Genomic DNA, 15,283 nt, shown 5'->3' with positions numbered 1-15,283 from the left:
CGCACTCCGACTCCCACGGCGCGCTGCTGCCCGGATAGGGACAAACGGTGCCAGGCCCCGCTGCAGCCTGATGGTCCGGGCTTCCGTCTCGGTCTTCTTCTGCGAGCCGCTGCATGGTGGGCACGGCCCTTGGGTGGATTTCGGGGAGCAGAGGTTTCCGTACTTCGGCGCGCCGGCCAGCCCGCAGGCCGCGCAGCGGCCGGGCCAGGGAACCTCCGCGCCGGGGTAGGGGACGGCGGGTAGCCACCCCTTGGCTCGAGCCCGTTGCTCGGCCACTTCGGGGGTCAATCTGGGGGATGGCGGTGGCTCCTGAGGGTGTTGATGGCTGAGGGCGGCGGGCGCACATGATGACAAGACCTCGTAGCCCTGGACTGTGGGGTACGCGCTCGGCGGCGGGTTGACCGACGTCGAATTGCGCGAGAGCGGAGCCGGCTGCCGCCCCTGGAACGCTTCGAGGGCGGGGAAAAGAACCGGAAGATCGCCACCGCGTTGCGCCACCCACGGTCATGAAGGAGTGTCTACACCGTCCTTGGCCGCTACGGCACTGCTGGCCGGCCGCACGGTGCTGCAAGCCGGACCCTGCCGGCCGACGGTGCCCGGCAGGGGCGGGCATCTGACTCCGGCCGACGTCGGCCGCCCGTCGCTTGCCGTCAGTCTGCCCGGCGGGTCAGGCTGGCCATTGGGGAGCGGAGGGTCCAGCCCAGAGCCTCGTACAAGGCCTTGCCGTCGGGCGTGCCCACCAGTACCCCGTCCCGCGCCCCTGCCTCCCACGCGGCGTTCTGCAGCGTGCGCATCACCAGGCCACCCAGGCCCTGGCGTCGCTGGTCCGGGGCGGTCTCGATCTGGTCCGCCACCGCGGTGCGGTCGGCCAGGCCCACTTGGCCCCTCGCGGCCAGCCGCCCGTCCCCGGTGCGGACCAGGGCTTTGATCACCCCACCCCGCGTCCAAGTCGTCACGGTGTACCCGGCCGGCGGCCGCCCGGCGGACGCCGCGGCGAGTGGCAGGGTCATCAGGAAGCCTGCGATGCCCGTCTGCCACTCGTCCCCCGCCCAGGGTCGCACCACATCGTCCGGGGCGAAGAGCTTGAGCCAGGTGCCCTGCGGGGCGGTGGCGGCCAGTTTGCGGACGTCGGCCTCCGCGGGCACGGGCACCACGTGCCGGGCGACTTCCTTCGACAGCCCCACGGCGATGGTCCACCCCCACGGTTCCTCGACCGGGTCGGCCGCGCCGCGTGAGACGGTCCAGCCGTCGATCCACTGCTTCACCCAGCTGGTGAGCCTGTCCTCGGACACGATTCCCCCTATGTGTAATGAGCTGCTGCCCATAAGGATCATTACATCATCGGGTCCAACACCACCGCGCTAAGTGTTCAACTCCGCCGGCGCTGCTCGTGTCGCCGGTGAGCGAAGCTGAGCTGTCGTCCCGCAAATGCCGCCGACTCGCGATCACGGGCCGACGCCCAGCCATCCTTTGCCTGAGCCAGATGCAGGTCCGTCTCCACCACGGTTCTCCGCTGGGCAACCCGGCCCGTTTCAGGGGCAGCGCACCGCGTCAGATGCGGTCCATCGCAAGGCGGAAGGGCGCCCCCTATCGGGCCCGGCTCTAGGTACCCCCAGCCGATACCGCCCTGGCAGCGTCCACGGCGCGCGCTGAGGATGAGTGGCGTTTCAGCAGGCAATTGGGTTGACCGGGTGGGTGAACTGCCCACCCCTCAGGGTGCGGAGGTTCCGCAGTGGCCCTTCGGGCGCTGGCCGACTGGCGGTGGACTCACGACACCGTCGGCGAGTGAGGCAGCGAGGTGTGGCCCGGCATGCGGCGCGCCACCGTGGCCGGCCGTCCGGTGCGCGAATGACCTGGCTGTCAGCGGGTCGGTCGGGGCCCGGCCGCTGTGGGCCGGGCCCCGAGCGCGTGCTGTGGTCAGAGGCCCTGGGTGAGGAAGGCGGCGTCCGGGACCTGAACGGTTTCCGGGGCGGTGCGGGGGAGGAGGCCGAGGATCTGGGCGGTGACGTACTGCGCCGACATCATGGCTCCCTCTTGCCAGCCGGGCAGTGGCGATGCCTGGTCTCCGACGACGTAGAAGCGGCCGTTGCCCTCGGGCTGGAGGAGTTGCTTGTAGGCGATCTGGTGGGCGGGGTCGGCCGGGTCCCAGTCGGCCCAGCCGCCGAGCTGGTGGGGCACCTTGTGCCAGGCGATGGTGACCCCCAGGTCCTGGGGCACGGTGGTCTTCTCCAGGAACTCGCGGTGCAGCTGGGCCGCTCCGTCCCGGGCCAGGGCCAGCCGGTCGTCCGGCGTGCGCTTGCCCATGTCCAGGGCGTTGTCGCCGAAGTTGTACGCCCCGGTGAGGGTGCCCGTCTTGGAGAAGTAGTCGTTGGACGGGTACCAGAACTGGGTGATGGGATGGTCGGTGAAGCTGATGCCGCCGTAGATCTGGTTGTGGTCGTCCTCCCAGAACCGCCGGTTGGCCTGCCAGCCGACCTTGCATGTCGGCGCGAAATCCACCGCCCGGATGGCGTCCGCGAAATCTCGGGAGAAGCCGGTCAGCGCGAGCTCTTTCAGCACCGGCAGCGGGATGTTGCTCACGCAGTAGTCGGCCGACGCCGTCAGCTCCTTGCCGCCGGAGCGGTAGGTGACGCTGACCCCGTCACTCGTCAGGCCGACCGACGTCACCTCGGCCTCGAGCTCGACGGTCACCTCGTGCTCGGAGGTGATCCGCTCGGTGAGAGCGTGGACGATCTTGTCCATGCCGCCGACCGGCTGGAACATCGTGGCCTGCCACAGATAGTCCACCGGCTGGTAGAAGCTGTGCTTCCAGAACTGTGAGTCGATCAGCTCGGCCAGGGGCAGCGGGGGCGCGGGCGTGGGGAACTCGTGGACGTCGAGGGGTTCGGCATAGCCGGAGCGGGTGGAGCCGTGGTACTCGCCCTCCGCGTCCAGGTCGCCGAACTTGCGCAGCAGGTCCTTCAGCCGGCCGGTGAACTCGTCACGGCCGACCATGGTGGCGGAGAGGAGGGCCGCGAGGTGGCCTCGGGTGTCGTTGGCGATGCGCCGATTGCGCCACGGTTGCCCCGGCGGAGTGTGTCCCGCGCGGTGCAGGACATTCACGGTCGTCTCCATGATGTACGGCTCCAGCGCCACGCCGAGGTCGGTGCAGTACTTGAGGACCCTGCGGTGGTGGTACGGGATGCGGCCGGGGCCGAGGTTGAGGTACAGGCCCTTGTCGAAGGCGCAGGTGTGGGTCAGCACCGGGCTGTTGCCCTTGCCGTCGAGTTCGTAGAGCTTGTCGCCCTTGCGGGCGGTGCGGTTGCGGCCGCCGGTGCGGGACTGGGGCTCCAGGACCGTGCACCGGTAGCCGAGTCTGCCCAGTTCGTAGGCGGCGGTCAGTCCGCCGACGCCTGCACCCAGGATCAATACCGACGGTTCCTCGCCGGCCGCCGCGCGCGGTGCGGCGGCGAAGTCCGGCGAAGCGCCCTCACCTGAACTCAGCGGGCCGGCGAGGCCGGACATCGCGTCGTATAGCGCCTGTGCGGAGGGGGCGGTGGATGTGCGCGTGGTCATGACTCACCTCTCGGGTCGGACGGGGCGGTGCCGCTCCCGGTTCGCCTGGCTCCTGTGGCTGGTGCGGTGACGAAGCCCAGGGGACCGGCCGCGGGATGGCCCCGAAGGACACGAGACCCGGCCATGAAGTGCCGCGCGAAGCACGAGTACGGCCTGCACAAGGGGTCCTTCCCGATCTCCCGGAAGCGGACGCCGACCGTCCGGGTGAGCGCACGAGACGGAAGCGGATACACGCCTGGCGTACGCCCGCGCCTGCCGGCCCGCGTCGGACAACCTTCAAACGAAGTGGAGGTCCTACATCACTGGCGAACGATCCAGGTTCGGTGTCAGAGGACAACGGGCCCTGGCAGGGAGCGGTGGTGTCAGCCGGTGTCCCGTCTTTGCCGATGCTCGCGGACGCGGATGTCGGCGCACAGCGCCCCGACGACTCCCGAGACCGGACGACGGTCGAAGTCCGGCGGCCGTGGGAGGTCTCCCGACCTGTCCGGCTCGACCCGGTCATGTGGATGGTGGGAACCGCGTATGCCCTGGGACGGGAAGCCGACTGACCTGCCCACCCTCCGTCAAGCGCCAGGCGTCGCACCGGGCAGCATCTACGTCGCCGAGGACGTCGAGGGCGAGCCCCGATCGTGGCTTCCTAAGTTGGGACAGCGCGTCGTGCTCCAGACACCACACGGCGAGAGCCTTGAGCTGATCGCCCGGACCACGGTCCAGCCGCGCGGAAACGTCGAAGGCGGCTATCTGAACGAGGCGGATTCGGAAAAGCTCGGTGACCGCACGCAGCCCACGTTGCGTTGCTACAGCGGCCGCGACCCTCTGAAGCAAGATCTTTTCGGTGGCTGGGTTGTCCTGCTCCTGCCGACCGTCCTGCGTTGGCCACCGCGGTGGTGGGCGGCTTCTCCGTCTGGAACAGCCAGGCACAGCCGACCACCACCACGATCGCCGGCAAAGCCCAGACACGGCTCACCTGGGCGGCCGAACCGGCCGACCGACTGGACACGGCTGCACTTGGTAGCGCCTTGCAGGCAGCCCAGGGACGTCAGGCGCCTCCGACCACGATCCCCGGCGTCACCTGCTCTCCTGCCGAACGATCCTGGTGGAAAGACCCGCTTGCGGGCCCGCTCATCACCAGCGCCATCGGCATCCTCACGGCAAGCCCCGTAAGCAACCAACCACGGGTGGCCCCCCCCCGCAGGCCCGATGCTCGGCGACGGGGTGAGCCGTTCGCAACCACGCGCGTGCCGTATCGGAGCAGCCCCGTCACCTGCGCGAACGTGGTGCCATGGTGATGTGGATCCGCACGTACGACGTGGCCTTGGACCTGTGGCAGTACTTCGAGGGTGATGAGGAGGGATGGGTTCTGCGGCAAGTGGACTTGCGAGGCGATGACGGCACCCCCGTGACCGCCGCCTCCCTGGAGGAGGTTCTCCGGTACCAGGAGCGCGCGGACATCGCCACTATGAGCCGGTACGAGCAGCGGTACGGCCTTGTCGCCGAGGGCAGGCTCATGGGATGGGAGGAAGCGCCGCGCGCCGGCGCGATCTCGGCCGAGGAATTCGAGAGGGTCTGGCTGGACGCCCGGCTGACCCTGGGTGCCACGGCCCCGCCCCCGGACAGGGCCGGATGACAGCCGCCCCGTGCCGGTCCCGGTGCCAGGAGTGGACACCCGAGAGCTCTTTCGCCGGACTCCACTCACGCGCAGGGATCATCTGGATCCGCGGGACCCCACCGGTTGATCGCCGAGGTGCTGCAGAGTCATTTCTGCTGCGGGAACTGCCGGGCGCGCTGGGCGGGACCGAGCCCTTGGACGCGGCGGCTCTCGGAGATGCCGAAGTCGGCGAGTAATTGGCCAGCGCGGGCCGAGCCGATGCCGGGGAGCGATTCGAGGAGGCAGCGTACGCGGACCGTGCCGACCACCGAGAGGGAGCGTCGCCGCCCGGGCAGACGACGACGGCATGTTCAAGGTGTCCGGCACCATCACCCGGAACGGCGGGGCCATCCGGGAGCGTCATGCGAGGCCCGACATGCGGGTCTCGGTCATCGCCTCCGGAACGACCGTCGCGCAGCGGGCGAAACGCCGGCGTGCGGGACGTTTTTTGTCCGCGGGGCAGAAGCCTTCCCCAGATCAGCGCCGTGCGCGGTAGCCTCCGCGAACGGGCCGCGCTCCGGAAGAACTTCCGAAAGCGCGTGTTCGGAGCGTGCTGCACTCGAAAACGACCGGCACGCGCGGACCCGCGGACACCAAGGACCTGCCGCAGTCTGCGCACCGGCCACTGCCTGGAGGGATACACGTGAAGGACTCGAAGGACAGGCTGGAAGCACTGCGGGCCGAGATCGAGCGCCGCAATCCCGCGCAGCCCGAGTTCCACCAGGCGGTACGGGAGGTCCTCGAGACCCTTGCCCCCGTCTTCACCGCCCGGCCCGAGTACGCCGACCCGGCCGTGGCCCTGGTGGAGCGGCTCACCGAGCCCGAGCGGCAGATCCTCTTCCGCGTCCCGTGGCAGGACGACCGGGGCCGGGTCCATGTCAACCGCGGCTACCGCGTCGAGTTCAACAGTGCGCTCGGCCCGTACAAGGGCGGTCTGCGCTTCCACCCGTCGGTGGACATCGGCGTGGTGAAGTTCCTCGGCTTCGAGCAGATCTTCAAGAACGCCCTGACCGGCCTCGGGATCGGTGGCGGCAAGGGCGGCAGCGACTTCGACCCGCGCGGCCGGTCGGACGCCGAGGTCATGCGGTTCTGCCAGTCCTTCATGACCGAGCTGCACCGGCACATCGGCGAGCACACCGATGTGCCCGCCGGAGACATCGGTGTCGGCGGCCGTGAGATCGGCTATCTCTTCGGCCAGTACCGGCGCATCACCAACCGCTGGGAGGCCGGCGTCCTCACCGGCAAGGGCCAGGGCTGGGGCGGCTCCGCGATCCGGCCGCAGGCGACCGGCTACGGCAGTGTGCTGTTCGCCGCCGAGATGCTGGCGGTCCGGGGCGAGTCGCTGGACGGGCTGACAGCGGTGGTCTCCGGCTCAGGCAACGTCGCGCTGTACACGATCGAGAAGCTCCAGCAGCTCGGTGCGAACCCGCTGACCTGCTCGGACTCGCAGGGCTACGTCGTCGACGACAAGGGCATCGACCTCGCCCTGCTCAAGGAGGTCAAGGAGGTCGAGCGCGGGCGCGTGAGCGAGTACGCGGAACGGCGCGGATCCTCGGCGCGGTTCGTGCCCGGTGGGCGGGTCTGGGAGGTGTCGGCGGACATCGCCTTCCCTTCCGCCACGCAGAACGAACTCGACGCGCAGGACGCCCGTACGCTCGTCGCGGGCGGGGTCAAGGCGGTCTCCGAGGGCGCCAACATGCCGACCACCCCCGAGGCCGTACGGATCCTGCAGGAGGCCGGGGTCGCGTTCGGGCCCGGCAAGGCCGCCAACGCAGGCGGAGTAGCGGTCAGCGCCCTTGAGATGAGCCAGAACGCCGGCCGGGCGGCCTGGAGCGCGCAGCGGGTGGAGGACGAACTCGCCGCCATCATGCGCTCGATCCACGCCGTCGCGTACGAGACCGCCGAGCGGTACGGCGCCCCGGGGGACTACGTCGTCGGCGCGAACATCGCGGGCTTCGAGCGGGTGGCGGACGCGATGATGGCGCAGGGCGTCATCTGATCCGACGGTCACGCCGCGCTCGGATGAGGCGGGCGGTCGGCCTGCTGCGCTCGTGGAAGTTCGAGATGACGGAGACGGCCGCCGCCCGCCCCCCCCGACGTCGCGGTGGGCGGGCGGCCGGGTCCGGGCTGGTTCCGTCGCCGGACGCGGGGGAGTGGTGGAGGCCGCCGCGCCCCACCCCGAGGAGTGGTTCGCGCGGCCCTGCGCGGCCCGGCTGACGTCATCGGGCTCCCCCGCCCACCGCCGCCGCCGGGCCGCCGAGTTCGGCCGACGCTCCTCAACGCGCCGGTCCTGCGCTTCGCCGGCTCGTGGTCCCTCCAGCAGCGCATCGCCGCCCCCGAGGTGAGCCGCCAATACGTACGGCGGGGACCGTGCCTGACTCCTTGGCGCTGAGAACGCCACCGGCCGAGTGGACACATCGGACGGGCTCGAACGTGCGTCCGCTGCGCGGCGTCAGAACGCGTACACCGGGTTCCCGTTCAGGGCCGCGGACATTGCGCACGCGTTGGAGAAGGTGTGCTTCCACGCGACGTGCCTGCCGCGCAGTACGCCGTCCGCTGTGACCGTGACGGGGTCGAAGTGCATCGGGCAGGCCCGCGGCGGGTTGGGAGCCGCCAGCAGGCGGTTGAGTTCGCCATTGGTGGCGTTGAGGGCGTCGCACGCGGCCCTGGGATCGGGGTGTGTGCCTTCGGCGGTGTAGGCGCAGCTGAGGGTGGACGCGCGCAGGACGGTGTCCGTGGGTGCACCGGAACCGTGAATGACTGCGAGGACCATCGCGGACGGGGCGTGCGCACTGGCGGGCTGCGCCTCCGCGAGACCGGTGGTGCCCGCAAGGCAGAGAAGGCTGAGGGCGGATACGGTGACTACTTGGTGCCGCATGACAAGATTCACCTTCGATTTCGAGGTTGATTTCAGTTCTGCGCCTGCGATGTGGCGCTCAACTGAAGATGAGCCTGACAGGTCCGAAGGAGGGGCGCCAATGGGTGGTCGATTTACAGACAGATCATCCGAATACCGGATCGCCGTCGGGTGTTAGCGCAGCTGGCGGCGGCCATCCCGGACGCCCAACGCCGCACGGGCGCGGGGCCCGCCACCCGCCGCGACGCACCCCCTCCCTGGTGAGGGCCGCGCGCGGTCCGCCGAACTGGCCTGCAGGGTGACGGGATGACTGCGGTCAGGGCGGGGCATCGGCCGGGAGGGCCGTCCGAGGAGAAGACGCCGGCCCTGTCGCGGCCGGCCCTGCCGGACCTGGCCGCACCGATGGCTCATCGGGGTGTCGAGCAGCGGGAGGCCGGCGTGAGTGGGTCCGGGTCCTCTTGCTTGAACGTCCAACGCAGTTCGGCTCAGGTCCGCGAATCGGCGGGCCCGGCCGGACGCACGATGAGATCTGTGGTCATGAGGGCGAGCCTCGCTCCTGCAGCACCGTGAGGCCAACTGACTTCCGCGCCGGTCACAGCCGCTCGTTGATGGCCACAACGAGGACGGTCGCCTCATGGCGCACCGCGACGCGGAACTGACGTGCAACGCGGCCCTCTTCCCCCACCGCCAGAAGTGCATCACCCGGCGCGCCCGGCAGAACTCCGACGGGACGTTCATCCTCGACCGGTACGACCGCGTCCGCCACTTCCAGGTGCACGGTGACGGGACCGTCTACAAGGAATCGGCGATCCTCACCGACATCATCACCCACCTGCCGCTCCAGCACGGCGACGTCGCCAAGGCGCAGACCGCACTCGAAGCCGTCACCGAGATCGTCCGCGACGACATCAACCCCGGCCTGCCCCAGGGCGAAGCCGGCTGCGGCCTGAGCGCCCCAGACCTGGTCCAGGCGGTCCGGCCCTGGCAGATCCACCCGGACGGCTGCAACATCACCCAGCTGACCATGGCCACAGACCCGGACGAGCCCATGGCGGAGGCGGAGGACTGACCCCGGCTTGCTCACAGCGCGGCGGCCCAGACCCGCCGACGCGGATCCCGTGGCCGCGCGGCGGGCGCCCGGCGCACCCGCTCGGCGCGGGCGGCTAACACCCGTCGCCAAGGTTGATCCCCGACGCCGCGGCCGAGTACACGACCCACAGCTGGATCAGCTCCATCGGAATCGCCAGGACGCTGAACCACACGGTGGTGCCGGCGAGCAGCCCAGGCCAGGTGTCCCCGAGCCGGAGGCCGTACCGGGCGCGCAGCCGCCGCGCGAGCAGCACGCACACCCCCACAGCCGCCACGCCGAGGACCACACCGGCCCACCCGGCGGCGTACTCCGCCATCGGGAAGGGCAGGTGCCGACAGGCTTCCCGCTGCCGGTCGGCCCACCCGTGCTCGATCTCCTGCGTGTGCAAGGAGGTCGCGACGCCTGCCACGATCAGGAGCGGCACCATCAGTGCCGCCGTCACGGTGCCGAACGTGACGGCACGCGGGCGCGCGGTGCCGTCGCTCGTAGCGGGGGAGGGGGAGGGCGAGGTGGCGGCCATCAGTACCAATCCGGTTCCGGGCGGACGATGCGGATGCGCTGCTCGCCCCCGTTCCTGTTCGCGATGTGTTCCCGGCTGTCCAGGCTCACGTTCTGGAAGGAGCTCGTGTGCTGGGTCAGCTTGATGTCCCCGTCAGGGGTGACAGAGGTGACGACGGCGGCATGGTGGGTCTCGCCCGGGGCGGTTTCCGTGCCGGGCGCCACCTGCTCGTAGAAGATGATGTCACCGGGCCGCGCGTCCGCCCTCGGGACCTCCCTGCTGCCGTGGCGCAGCAGGAAGTTCTGCAGCCCCTCGGCCCGTGCCCAGGACTCGGAGTGGTACGCGTTCTGGTCGAACCAGTCCCACCCGATCCCGCTCTGGCGGCCCCAGGTGTCGTCGCCCATCAGCCCCGTCCACGGGGAGAGCTTCTTCTTCATGCCTCCCGCTTCCAGGCTGGACGACACGAAGTTGGTGCAGTTGCCGGCGGCCCCGTAGTCCAGGTCGTCCTTCATGTCCCAGTGGTCGAGTGCATACCGCACCATCTCGACCCGGTCGATCGTTCCGTCGGGGCCGCGGACCTCGCGCCCGACCTCGGGCGGCAGGCCCTTGAGGTCGGCGAGGGTCACAGGATCGGCCCGCATGAGGTCCTTCTGCTGCTGCGGCGTCAGGCCGTCCCACCAGGCCCGGACGAGCTGCGGGTCCTTCCCGACCGGGATGTCCGCCCTGAGCATCTCGAATTCGACGTGGGACGCCTCGACGAGGAGCACATTGTGCGCCTGTGAGGTGTCGGAGACGTTGATGGTCGTCGCCAGCTTGTCCAGTTCGGCGGAGGCCTTCGCGTCCGCCTGCGAGGCCTCGCGCAGGGCTTCGTCTATCAGCCCGTTGACCGTGGCAATGTGCCCCTGCTCCTTGGTGTAGGCGTCACGCACGTTCTGCGGGACGTTCGGGCCGGTGGGCACGGCGCCCGTGTAGACGCCGACGGCGCGGCCGTCCTGGATGCTCAGCCCGTGCTCGTTCGCCAGCTCGATGGCGTGGGAGAGGGTGCGCTGGGCGTAGCCCATGGTGTGGGCCAGGGCGTCGAGGACCATGGCCACGCCCTTCATGATGTCGCCGCCGGACTCCAGGCGGTCGGCGAGGTCCTCCAGGCGCTTGCCGGCCGTCTTGCCGGTGGCGTCCGCCCAGTGGTCGTCGAGCGGCTTCTTGCCCTGCGCGCGGATGTCCTCGCAGGCGGAGGAGGAGCGCCGGGCGAGGTCGACCCAGTCGTCAGCGGCCTTCTGCCACTGGTCCACGCGGCAGCCGTGCAGGTCGTGATACGAGACCACGGGTCAGTGCCTCCCGAAGTCGGAGAGGCCGTGCTGGAGCCGGTTGAAGGCGTCCTTCGCCTGGGCGTCCGTGGTGTCGTAGGCGTTGGCCGTGGTGTGGAGGTTGTCGGCCATGGTGTTCATCTGCTTCCCCAGGTCGACCATGTGGTCCTCCCAGGCGGTCGCACACCGCTTCAAAGCCGCGGCCGAGGCCCAGCCGTGGTGGCCGTCGGCTGCCGTATCGCTCGAATCGAGGGACTTCCGGAGGTTCTCCAGTGCGGCTTCGGCGGCCGAGCGGGCCCCTCCCGCGCCTTGCCGTACGTAGTACGTCTTGATGTCCATGTCCATGTAATCCCCCATAAATGACTGAGAACAGCCTAGCGTTGATCTTGAGTGAAAATCTGACAGCGGGCATGGCCGCCGACACCGCAGCGGCCGGTCGTCGTCGCTGTCGCACCCACAACCGGGCCTTCGGGGAACCGAACAGCTGCCGACGCGCCCGATGCCGAAGCGCGCTGGACATCCGAAGTGGCGACGTCGGACAGGGCATCGTCGGCTTCCTCGACCGGCTCGTCAGCGGCGTCTCCAAGGCGGGCCGGTGACCCTGCCCGCCCCTCCACCAAACAACCACGGCGGCACGCTGCGGTCGGGCACGCGCAGCAGCCCGGCTCCGCAACTCAGGCGCTCCCGAGTCGCCCGGGAGGCGTGCGCACGGGAACGGGCCTGCGAGTCCAGCCACGGCGAAGGGACCTGTCCATGGTCACGGGCCCTACGCTCGGGACATGAGGCATCGCGACCAAATCCCCGAGGACCAGGACGTACGGAACGCGGCGGCGGAAGGCACGGTGTGCCGACTCGTGCTCCTACGACACGCCAAGAGCGCCTGGCCGGACGGGGTTCCCGACCACGACCGTCCGCTCGGGCCCCGCGGGCTGCGCGACGCGCCCGCCGCCGGCCGACTGCTCGCCCGCTCCTTCGACGTGCCGGATCTCGTGCTGTGCTCCCCGGCACGCCGCGCCCGGGAGACCTGGGACCTGGCCGCGGCGGAGCTGGACCGCACGCCGCCTGTCCGGCACGACCCGCGCTTGTACGCGGCGGACGCGCGGGACCTCCTCGACGTCGTCCGCGAAGTCTCTCCCGAGGTGGGCACCTTGCTGCTCGTCGGGCACAACCCGGGCCTGGAGGATCTGGTTCTGCTGATCGCCGGGGCGGCCGTGGGGGACGCCTTGGAGCGCGTCCGCACCAAGTTCCCGACGTCGGCCGTGGCCGTACTGAGCCGGCAGGGCGCCTGGTCGGGCCTCGGGGCGGGCGGCGCGCTGCTCACGGACGTGGCCGTCCCTCGGGGGTAACGGGAGGGCCGGTGGGTCCTGCAGCGCGGGCCGGGGCTCCTCGGCAGGTTCTTGATCACGCCCGGGGTTGCAGCCGCCACACCGGCCCGGGCGGGCGCCGCGATGCACCGGAGACACCTCACGAAGCCAGGCGCCAAGTTGACGGCAGGTGATCTGGGCACCGTGACTCCTCCTGCTCCGGAACAAGACGGTCGGTGAAGAGCGTTGCGCACCCACTCCTCAAACAGCCGCCTCGCTCCTCACCGGGTCCCAGTCATCGAGTAGCTGGATCCGGAACCACAGCAGGTAGGGCTCGTCATCCGGATCGCCCCCGAGGGCCTCAGGGTGGCTGCGAGGAGGAATCCGCCGTTCCTGCCGAGATCGCCCCGCCGTGCACGCGGGGTCGGCCCACACCCCGAGGAACGGTAGAACTCGGCGTATGCACCGCCCGTGCCGCGACGGCGGGGTGCCCGGGGCCGGGGATCGTCTGCAGAGCGCATTTGCCTGCTGGCACAGGAGATCGCAACGGAAGCCACGGCCTGGCGTCCTTGGACGTCATCTCATTTGGCGCGTTCGAGAGCCTGCTGACGGGGGAATCGTCGAGCGGCTGGTGCCGGACGAGTTGTGGGAGTTGTTCCAGCGAGTGGTGCCGGAAGCGCCTACCCGGCCTCAGGGAGGCGGCCGTCGGCGGCACGGTGACCGGGAGGCGCTGGCTGCGATCGTTCGCCGAGTGGACGAAGGCCAGGGCCTGGGCCGAGCACCACCGGTGCTTTGCGGTGTCGTCAGCGAGGGCGGCCTCTACGTCACCGGACCCCCCCCGCCGAAGTTGTCGACCCGACAACCCGCACGCCTGGCAGCAAGGGTCGGAAGACGGAACGTTCGGAGAGGCCAGCGCAAGCAGCGGACGCCTGAGCCCGCAGGCTCGCACTACGGTGAGCCTATGTATGACCTTCGGTCGCTTGAGTAGCTGTCGCCCCATAGAGGGATCCTGACCTGCGATTTCTTACAGAGGCTGAAGAGCTACCAAAGCCTCACCGCAGGTTCGACGCCACTCAGCCGAATCTAGTGCTCTGACCACGTACGTTCACCGGCTTGGGCAACCGTGAGGTGGTGGGGGCCATACTCGTGACTGGGGCGTCCGCTTATGCTCAGCTCGTGCAGCCGACTTCCAACAGCAACGATCCATTGATCACGGCGTTCCCAGCCGAGCTTGCGGGCGATGCCGAGGCAGTTGTGGCGGTCATGCCTGCTTCCCGCCTCCGGCCGCTCGAACCGTTTTCGGTCGCTGTAGAGGGCCAGCAGGTGTCCATCCCAGGCCGTCTGTACAACGACGAGCCGTCAACAGAAGCGGTAGCGTCGCTCTCGTCGCGTCAACGTCAACTTCTGCACTGCTTGTACTCAAGGCACTGCGACGGGATGGTCAGGCAGCGCCACCTGGCGGAGGTCGTCGGCTCCGCGGACCCGTGGGTCGTTCCGTTCGTCGTGCAGTTGGTCGGCGAGTACGTCTTGGAGATCTTGCTCGTCATCCGCGATGAGCTGCGCGATCTCGCCACGCCAGGCACCCGAAGCCACCTCGCTTACGGGCAGTTCATCGCAAACAACCCGGTCTTCTTCGCACGCACTCAGCGACGGGTCGTGAGCTACTGGAGCTGCTACTACCGTTCCGCCTATTCCACTTTCCGCGGCTACCCGGGATGCAGCCTTCTTGATCTTCTAAGGTCCGCAGCATCGGACAGAGCAGGGCACCCCTGGCCGAACCTCACTCCTGCCGGAACCAGGCTGGACGGCTACTCCTAGAGCCGGCCGGACAAGGTTCGCCAGGTCGGTCAGGCTGCGGCAGGCGAGATGGTGTTCTCCTCGAAGACCTCCTCGGCCCGCGGTAGGAGAGTCGGGCCTGGCCGGTATCGGGGCATACGTCCAGCACTGGGGCAGCGACTGCTCCCGCCCCTTGGCTACCGGACGGCAGCGGCCTGAGATCCCGGCCGGCGGTCAGCGCGCGAATGCCGACCAGGCGCTCAGCCCCAGTTTGCCGGTGTTGCCCAGGTCCACGGGCGCGCTCAGCCGCAGCGTCAGCCGGGGCGCGCCCGGCTTGGGGACGAGCTCCAGCACTCGCCCCTCGGCGGCGGGCACGGTCGAGTCGGTGACCAGGTTGCGCCACAGCAACCTTGTCGTGGCGGCCTGGCCCGGCTGGAGCGTCACCCGCTGCGGCGGCGCGTCCCCGCCAGCGGCGGATGAAGTCACGCCGTTCGTCCCGTGCCCGATGTCCACCTGGAGGGGCCGGTCCTCCCCGTCCAGCAGCCGGATCTCCGGGTAGCCCTCCAGCACGTATGCCGCCCAACCGCAGTTGACCAGCTGGAAGTCGGTCACCCGCAGTCCCATTGCCGAGTTCCCCTCACCCTCGGCCAGCCGCACCCCGCCCTCCGGGCAGGGCTCCGCCCTACGCGTCGGCAGCGACTCGCCGATCGCCTCCATGGCCGAGTCGCACCCCACCAGCACCCACGCCAGCGCCATGGCGCCCGCCCCCGCACCGATCCGCTTCGCCCGCCCCTGTCCACGCATCCCTCGACCCTACGTCCCAACTCTGCGGGTTTGTCGGTGTGGTCCGGCATCTTGATGTCAGTGCGGTGTGCGTCGGGTCTGGGGTGTCCAGTCGGTTGTGGTGAGGGCCTCGGTTGGTGACATGAATGCCGATGTGGGGCTGACGTTTTGGTGATTGGGTAGGTCAGCTGGTTGCCGGTCGGTACAGCCCGGAGGGTGTTTCCACTGGTCAAAACTGCATGAGTGTTCCGAAGGACGTCGTTCGTCGAACGAGGGCAGCCGTCCGCGGGTCCCGGCTCATGCCCAGCGGATGCCGAGATCGGCGAGTGCGCCGCGCTGGCCGGGGCGAGCCGGTCGCGGCGGGTCTTCGTGTTCATGGTCCAGATCCCCAGCTTCACCGTCACCGTCTCGCCCTCCACCGCGATCTCCTCCACGGGAGCACGGAGGACCCGGGAGCGACCTTCGGG

14 protein-coding genes and 1 pseudogene are annotated in these 15,283 nt (G+C 69.8%); 7 read left to right on the top strand and 8 right to left on the bottom strand.

From position 1 onward, the window contains the following. Window positions 1–373: 373 nt before the first annotated feature. Window positions 374–495, top strand: a pseudogene (locus tag OG429_RS41355) (IS630 family transposase); the annotation flags it as partial. 155 nt (window positions 496–650) lie between these two features. Here OG429_RS41355 and OG429_RS02235 read toward each other — a convergent pair. Then, complete coding sequence (locus OG429_RS02235) at window positions 651–1,292, bottom strand: GNAT family N-acetyltransferase (protein WP_328923554.1); 642 nt, start codon at window positions 1,290–1,292, stop codon at window positions 651–653. A 625-nt stretch (window positions 1,293–1,917) separates the two neighbouring features. Next, complete coding sequence (locus OG429_RS02230; protein ID WP_328923553.1) at window positions 1,918–3,555, bottom strand: flavin monoamine oxidase family protein; 1,638 nt, start codon at window positions 3,553–3,555, stop codon at window positions 1,918–1,920. Between the two features lie 1,282 nt (window positions 3,556–4,837). On the opposite strand from OG429_RS02230, the gene OG429_RS02225 reads away from it, so the two are divergent. Then, a complete protein-coding gene (locus OG429_RS02225) occupies window positions 4,838–5,182 on the top strand; it encodes a hypothetical protein (RefSeq protein ID WP_328923552.1) in 345 nt (114 codons plus the stop codon). A 128-nt stretch (window positions 5,183–5,310) separates the two neighbouring features. On the opposite strand, the gene OG429_RS02220 is transcribed toward OG429_RS02225, so the two are convergent. Next, the gene (locus OG429_RS02220; RefSeq protein ID WP_405680630.1) at window positions 5,311–5,472 is read right to left on the bottom strand and encodes a hypothetical protein; all 162 of its coding nucleotides are present in this window, start codon (window positions 5,470–5,472) and stop codon (window positions 5,311–5,313) included. Between the two features lie 374 nt (window positions 5,473–5,846). On the opposite strand from OG429_RS02220, the gene gdhA reads away from it, so the two are divergent. Further along, window positions 5,847–7,202 carry an NADP-specific glutamate dehydrogenase gene (gene gdhA, locus OG429_RS02215; protein WP_405680632.1) on the top strand — a complete coding sequence of 452 codons (1,356 nt, stop codon included), beginning with the start codon at window positions 5,847–5,849 and terminating at the stop codon, window positions 7,200–7,202. A 453-nt stretch (window positions 7,203–7,655) separates the two neighbouring features. Here gdhA and OG429_RS02210 read toward each other — a convergent pair whose 3' ends face one another. Beyond that, window positions 7,656–8,081, bottom strand: coding sequence for a subtilase-type protease inhibitor (locus OG429_RS02210; RefSeq protein ID WP_328923551.1), 426 nt, complete (start codon window positions 8,079–8,081; stop codon window positions 7,656–7,658). A gap of 613 nt (window positions 8,082–8,694) precedes the next feature. On the opposite strand from OG429_RS02210, the gene OG429_RS02205 reads away from it, so the two are divergent. Beyond that, window positions 8,695–9,129 (top strand): hypothetical protein, encoded by a 435-nt coding sequence (locus tag OG429_RS02205; RefSeq protein ID WP_328923550.1) that lies wholly within the window; start codon window positions 8,695–8,697, stop codon window positions 9,127–9,129. 94 nt (window positions 9,130–9,223) lie between these two features. On the opposite strand, the gene OG429_RS02200 is transcribed toward OG429_RS02205, so the two are convergent. Genes OG429_RS02200 through OG429_RS02190 form a run of 3 tightly spaced genes read right to left on the bottom strand, consistent with a single transcriptional unit; the run spans window position 9,224 to window position 11,298 of the window. Continuing rightward, window positions 9,224–9,670 carry a hypothetical protein gene (locus OG429_RS02200; RefSeq protein ID WP_328923549.1) on the bottom strand — a complete coding sequence of 149 codons (447 nt, stop codon included), beginning with the start codon at window positions 9,668–9,670 and terminating at the stop codon, window positions 9,224–9,226. Beyond that, the gene (locus tag OG429_RS02195) at window positions 9,670–10,971 is read right to left on the bottom strand and encodes an amidase domain-containing protein (protein WP_328923548.1); all 1,302 of its coding nucleotides are present in this window, start codon (window positions 10,969–10,971) and stop codon (window positions 9,670–9,672) included. The genes OG429_RS02200 and OG429_RS02195 overlap by 1 nt, the downstream gene beginning before the upstream one ends. A 3-nt stretch (window positions 10,972–10,974) precedes the next feature. Beyond that, window positions 10,975–11,298 (bottom strand): type VII secretion target, encoded by a 324-nt coding sequence (locus OG429_RS02190; RefSeq protein ID WP_328923547.1) that lies wholly within the window; start codon window positions 11,296–11,298, stop codon window positions 10,975–10,977. Window positions 11,299–11,312: 14 nt separating this feature from the next. Here OG429_RS02190 and OG429_RS02185 point away from each other — a divergent pair, with 14 nt between their 5' ends. From OG429_RS02185 to OG429_RS02170, 3 genes are all read left to right on the top strand, one after another. Continuing rightward, a complete protein-coding gene (locus OG429_RS02185; RefSeq protein WP_328923546.1) occupies window positions 11,313–11,552 on the top strand; it encodes a hypothetical protein in 240 nt (79 codons plus the stop codon). 180 nt (window positions 11,553–11,732) lie between these two features. After that, window positions 11,733–12,299, top strand: a complete 567-nt coding sequence (locus OG429_RS02180; protein ID WP_328923545.1) for a SixA phosphatase family protein — start codon at window positions 11,733–11,735, stop codon at window positions 12,297–12,299. Between the two features lie 1,134 nt (window positions 12,300–13,433). Next, window positions 13,434–14,075, top strand: coding sequence for a hypothetical protein (locus OG429_RS02170; RefSeq protein ID WP_328923544.1), 642 nt, complete (start codon window positions 13,434–13,436; stop codon window positions 14,073–14,075). Between the two features lie 192 nt (window positions 14,076–14,267). On the opposite strand, the gene OG429_RS02165 is transcribed toward OG429_RS02170, so the two are convergent. Next, window positions 14,268–14,837, bottom strand: a complete 570-nt coding sequence (locus tag OG429_RS02165) for a DUF4232 domain-containing protein (RefSeq protein ID WP_328923543.1) — start codon at window positions 14,835–14,837, stop codon at window positions 14,268–14,270. Window positions 14,838–15,283 lie beyond the last annotated feature (446 nt).

Origin of the sequence: Streptomyces sp. NBC_00190 (genome assembly GCF_036203305.1) — a bacterium.
In the GTDB taxonomy this organism is placed as follows: Bacteria; Actinomycetota; Actinomycetes; order Streptomycetales; family Streptomycetaceae; genus Streptomyces.
Note: the sequence above shows the minus strand (reverse complement) of the source record. Positions and strands in the feature narration are given on the sequence as shown.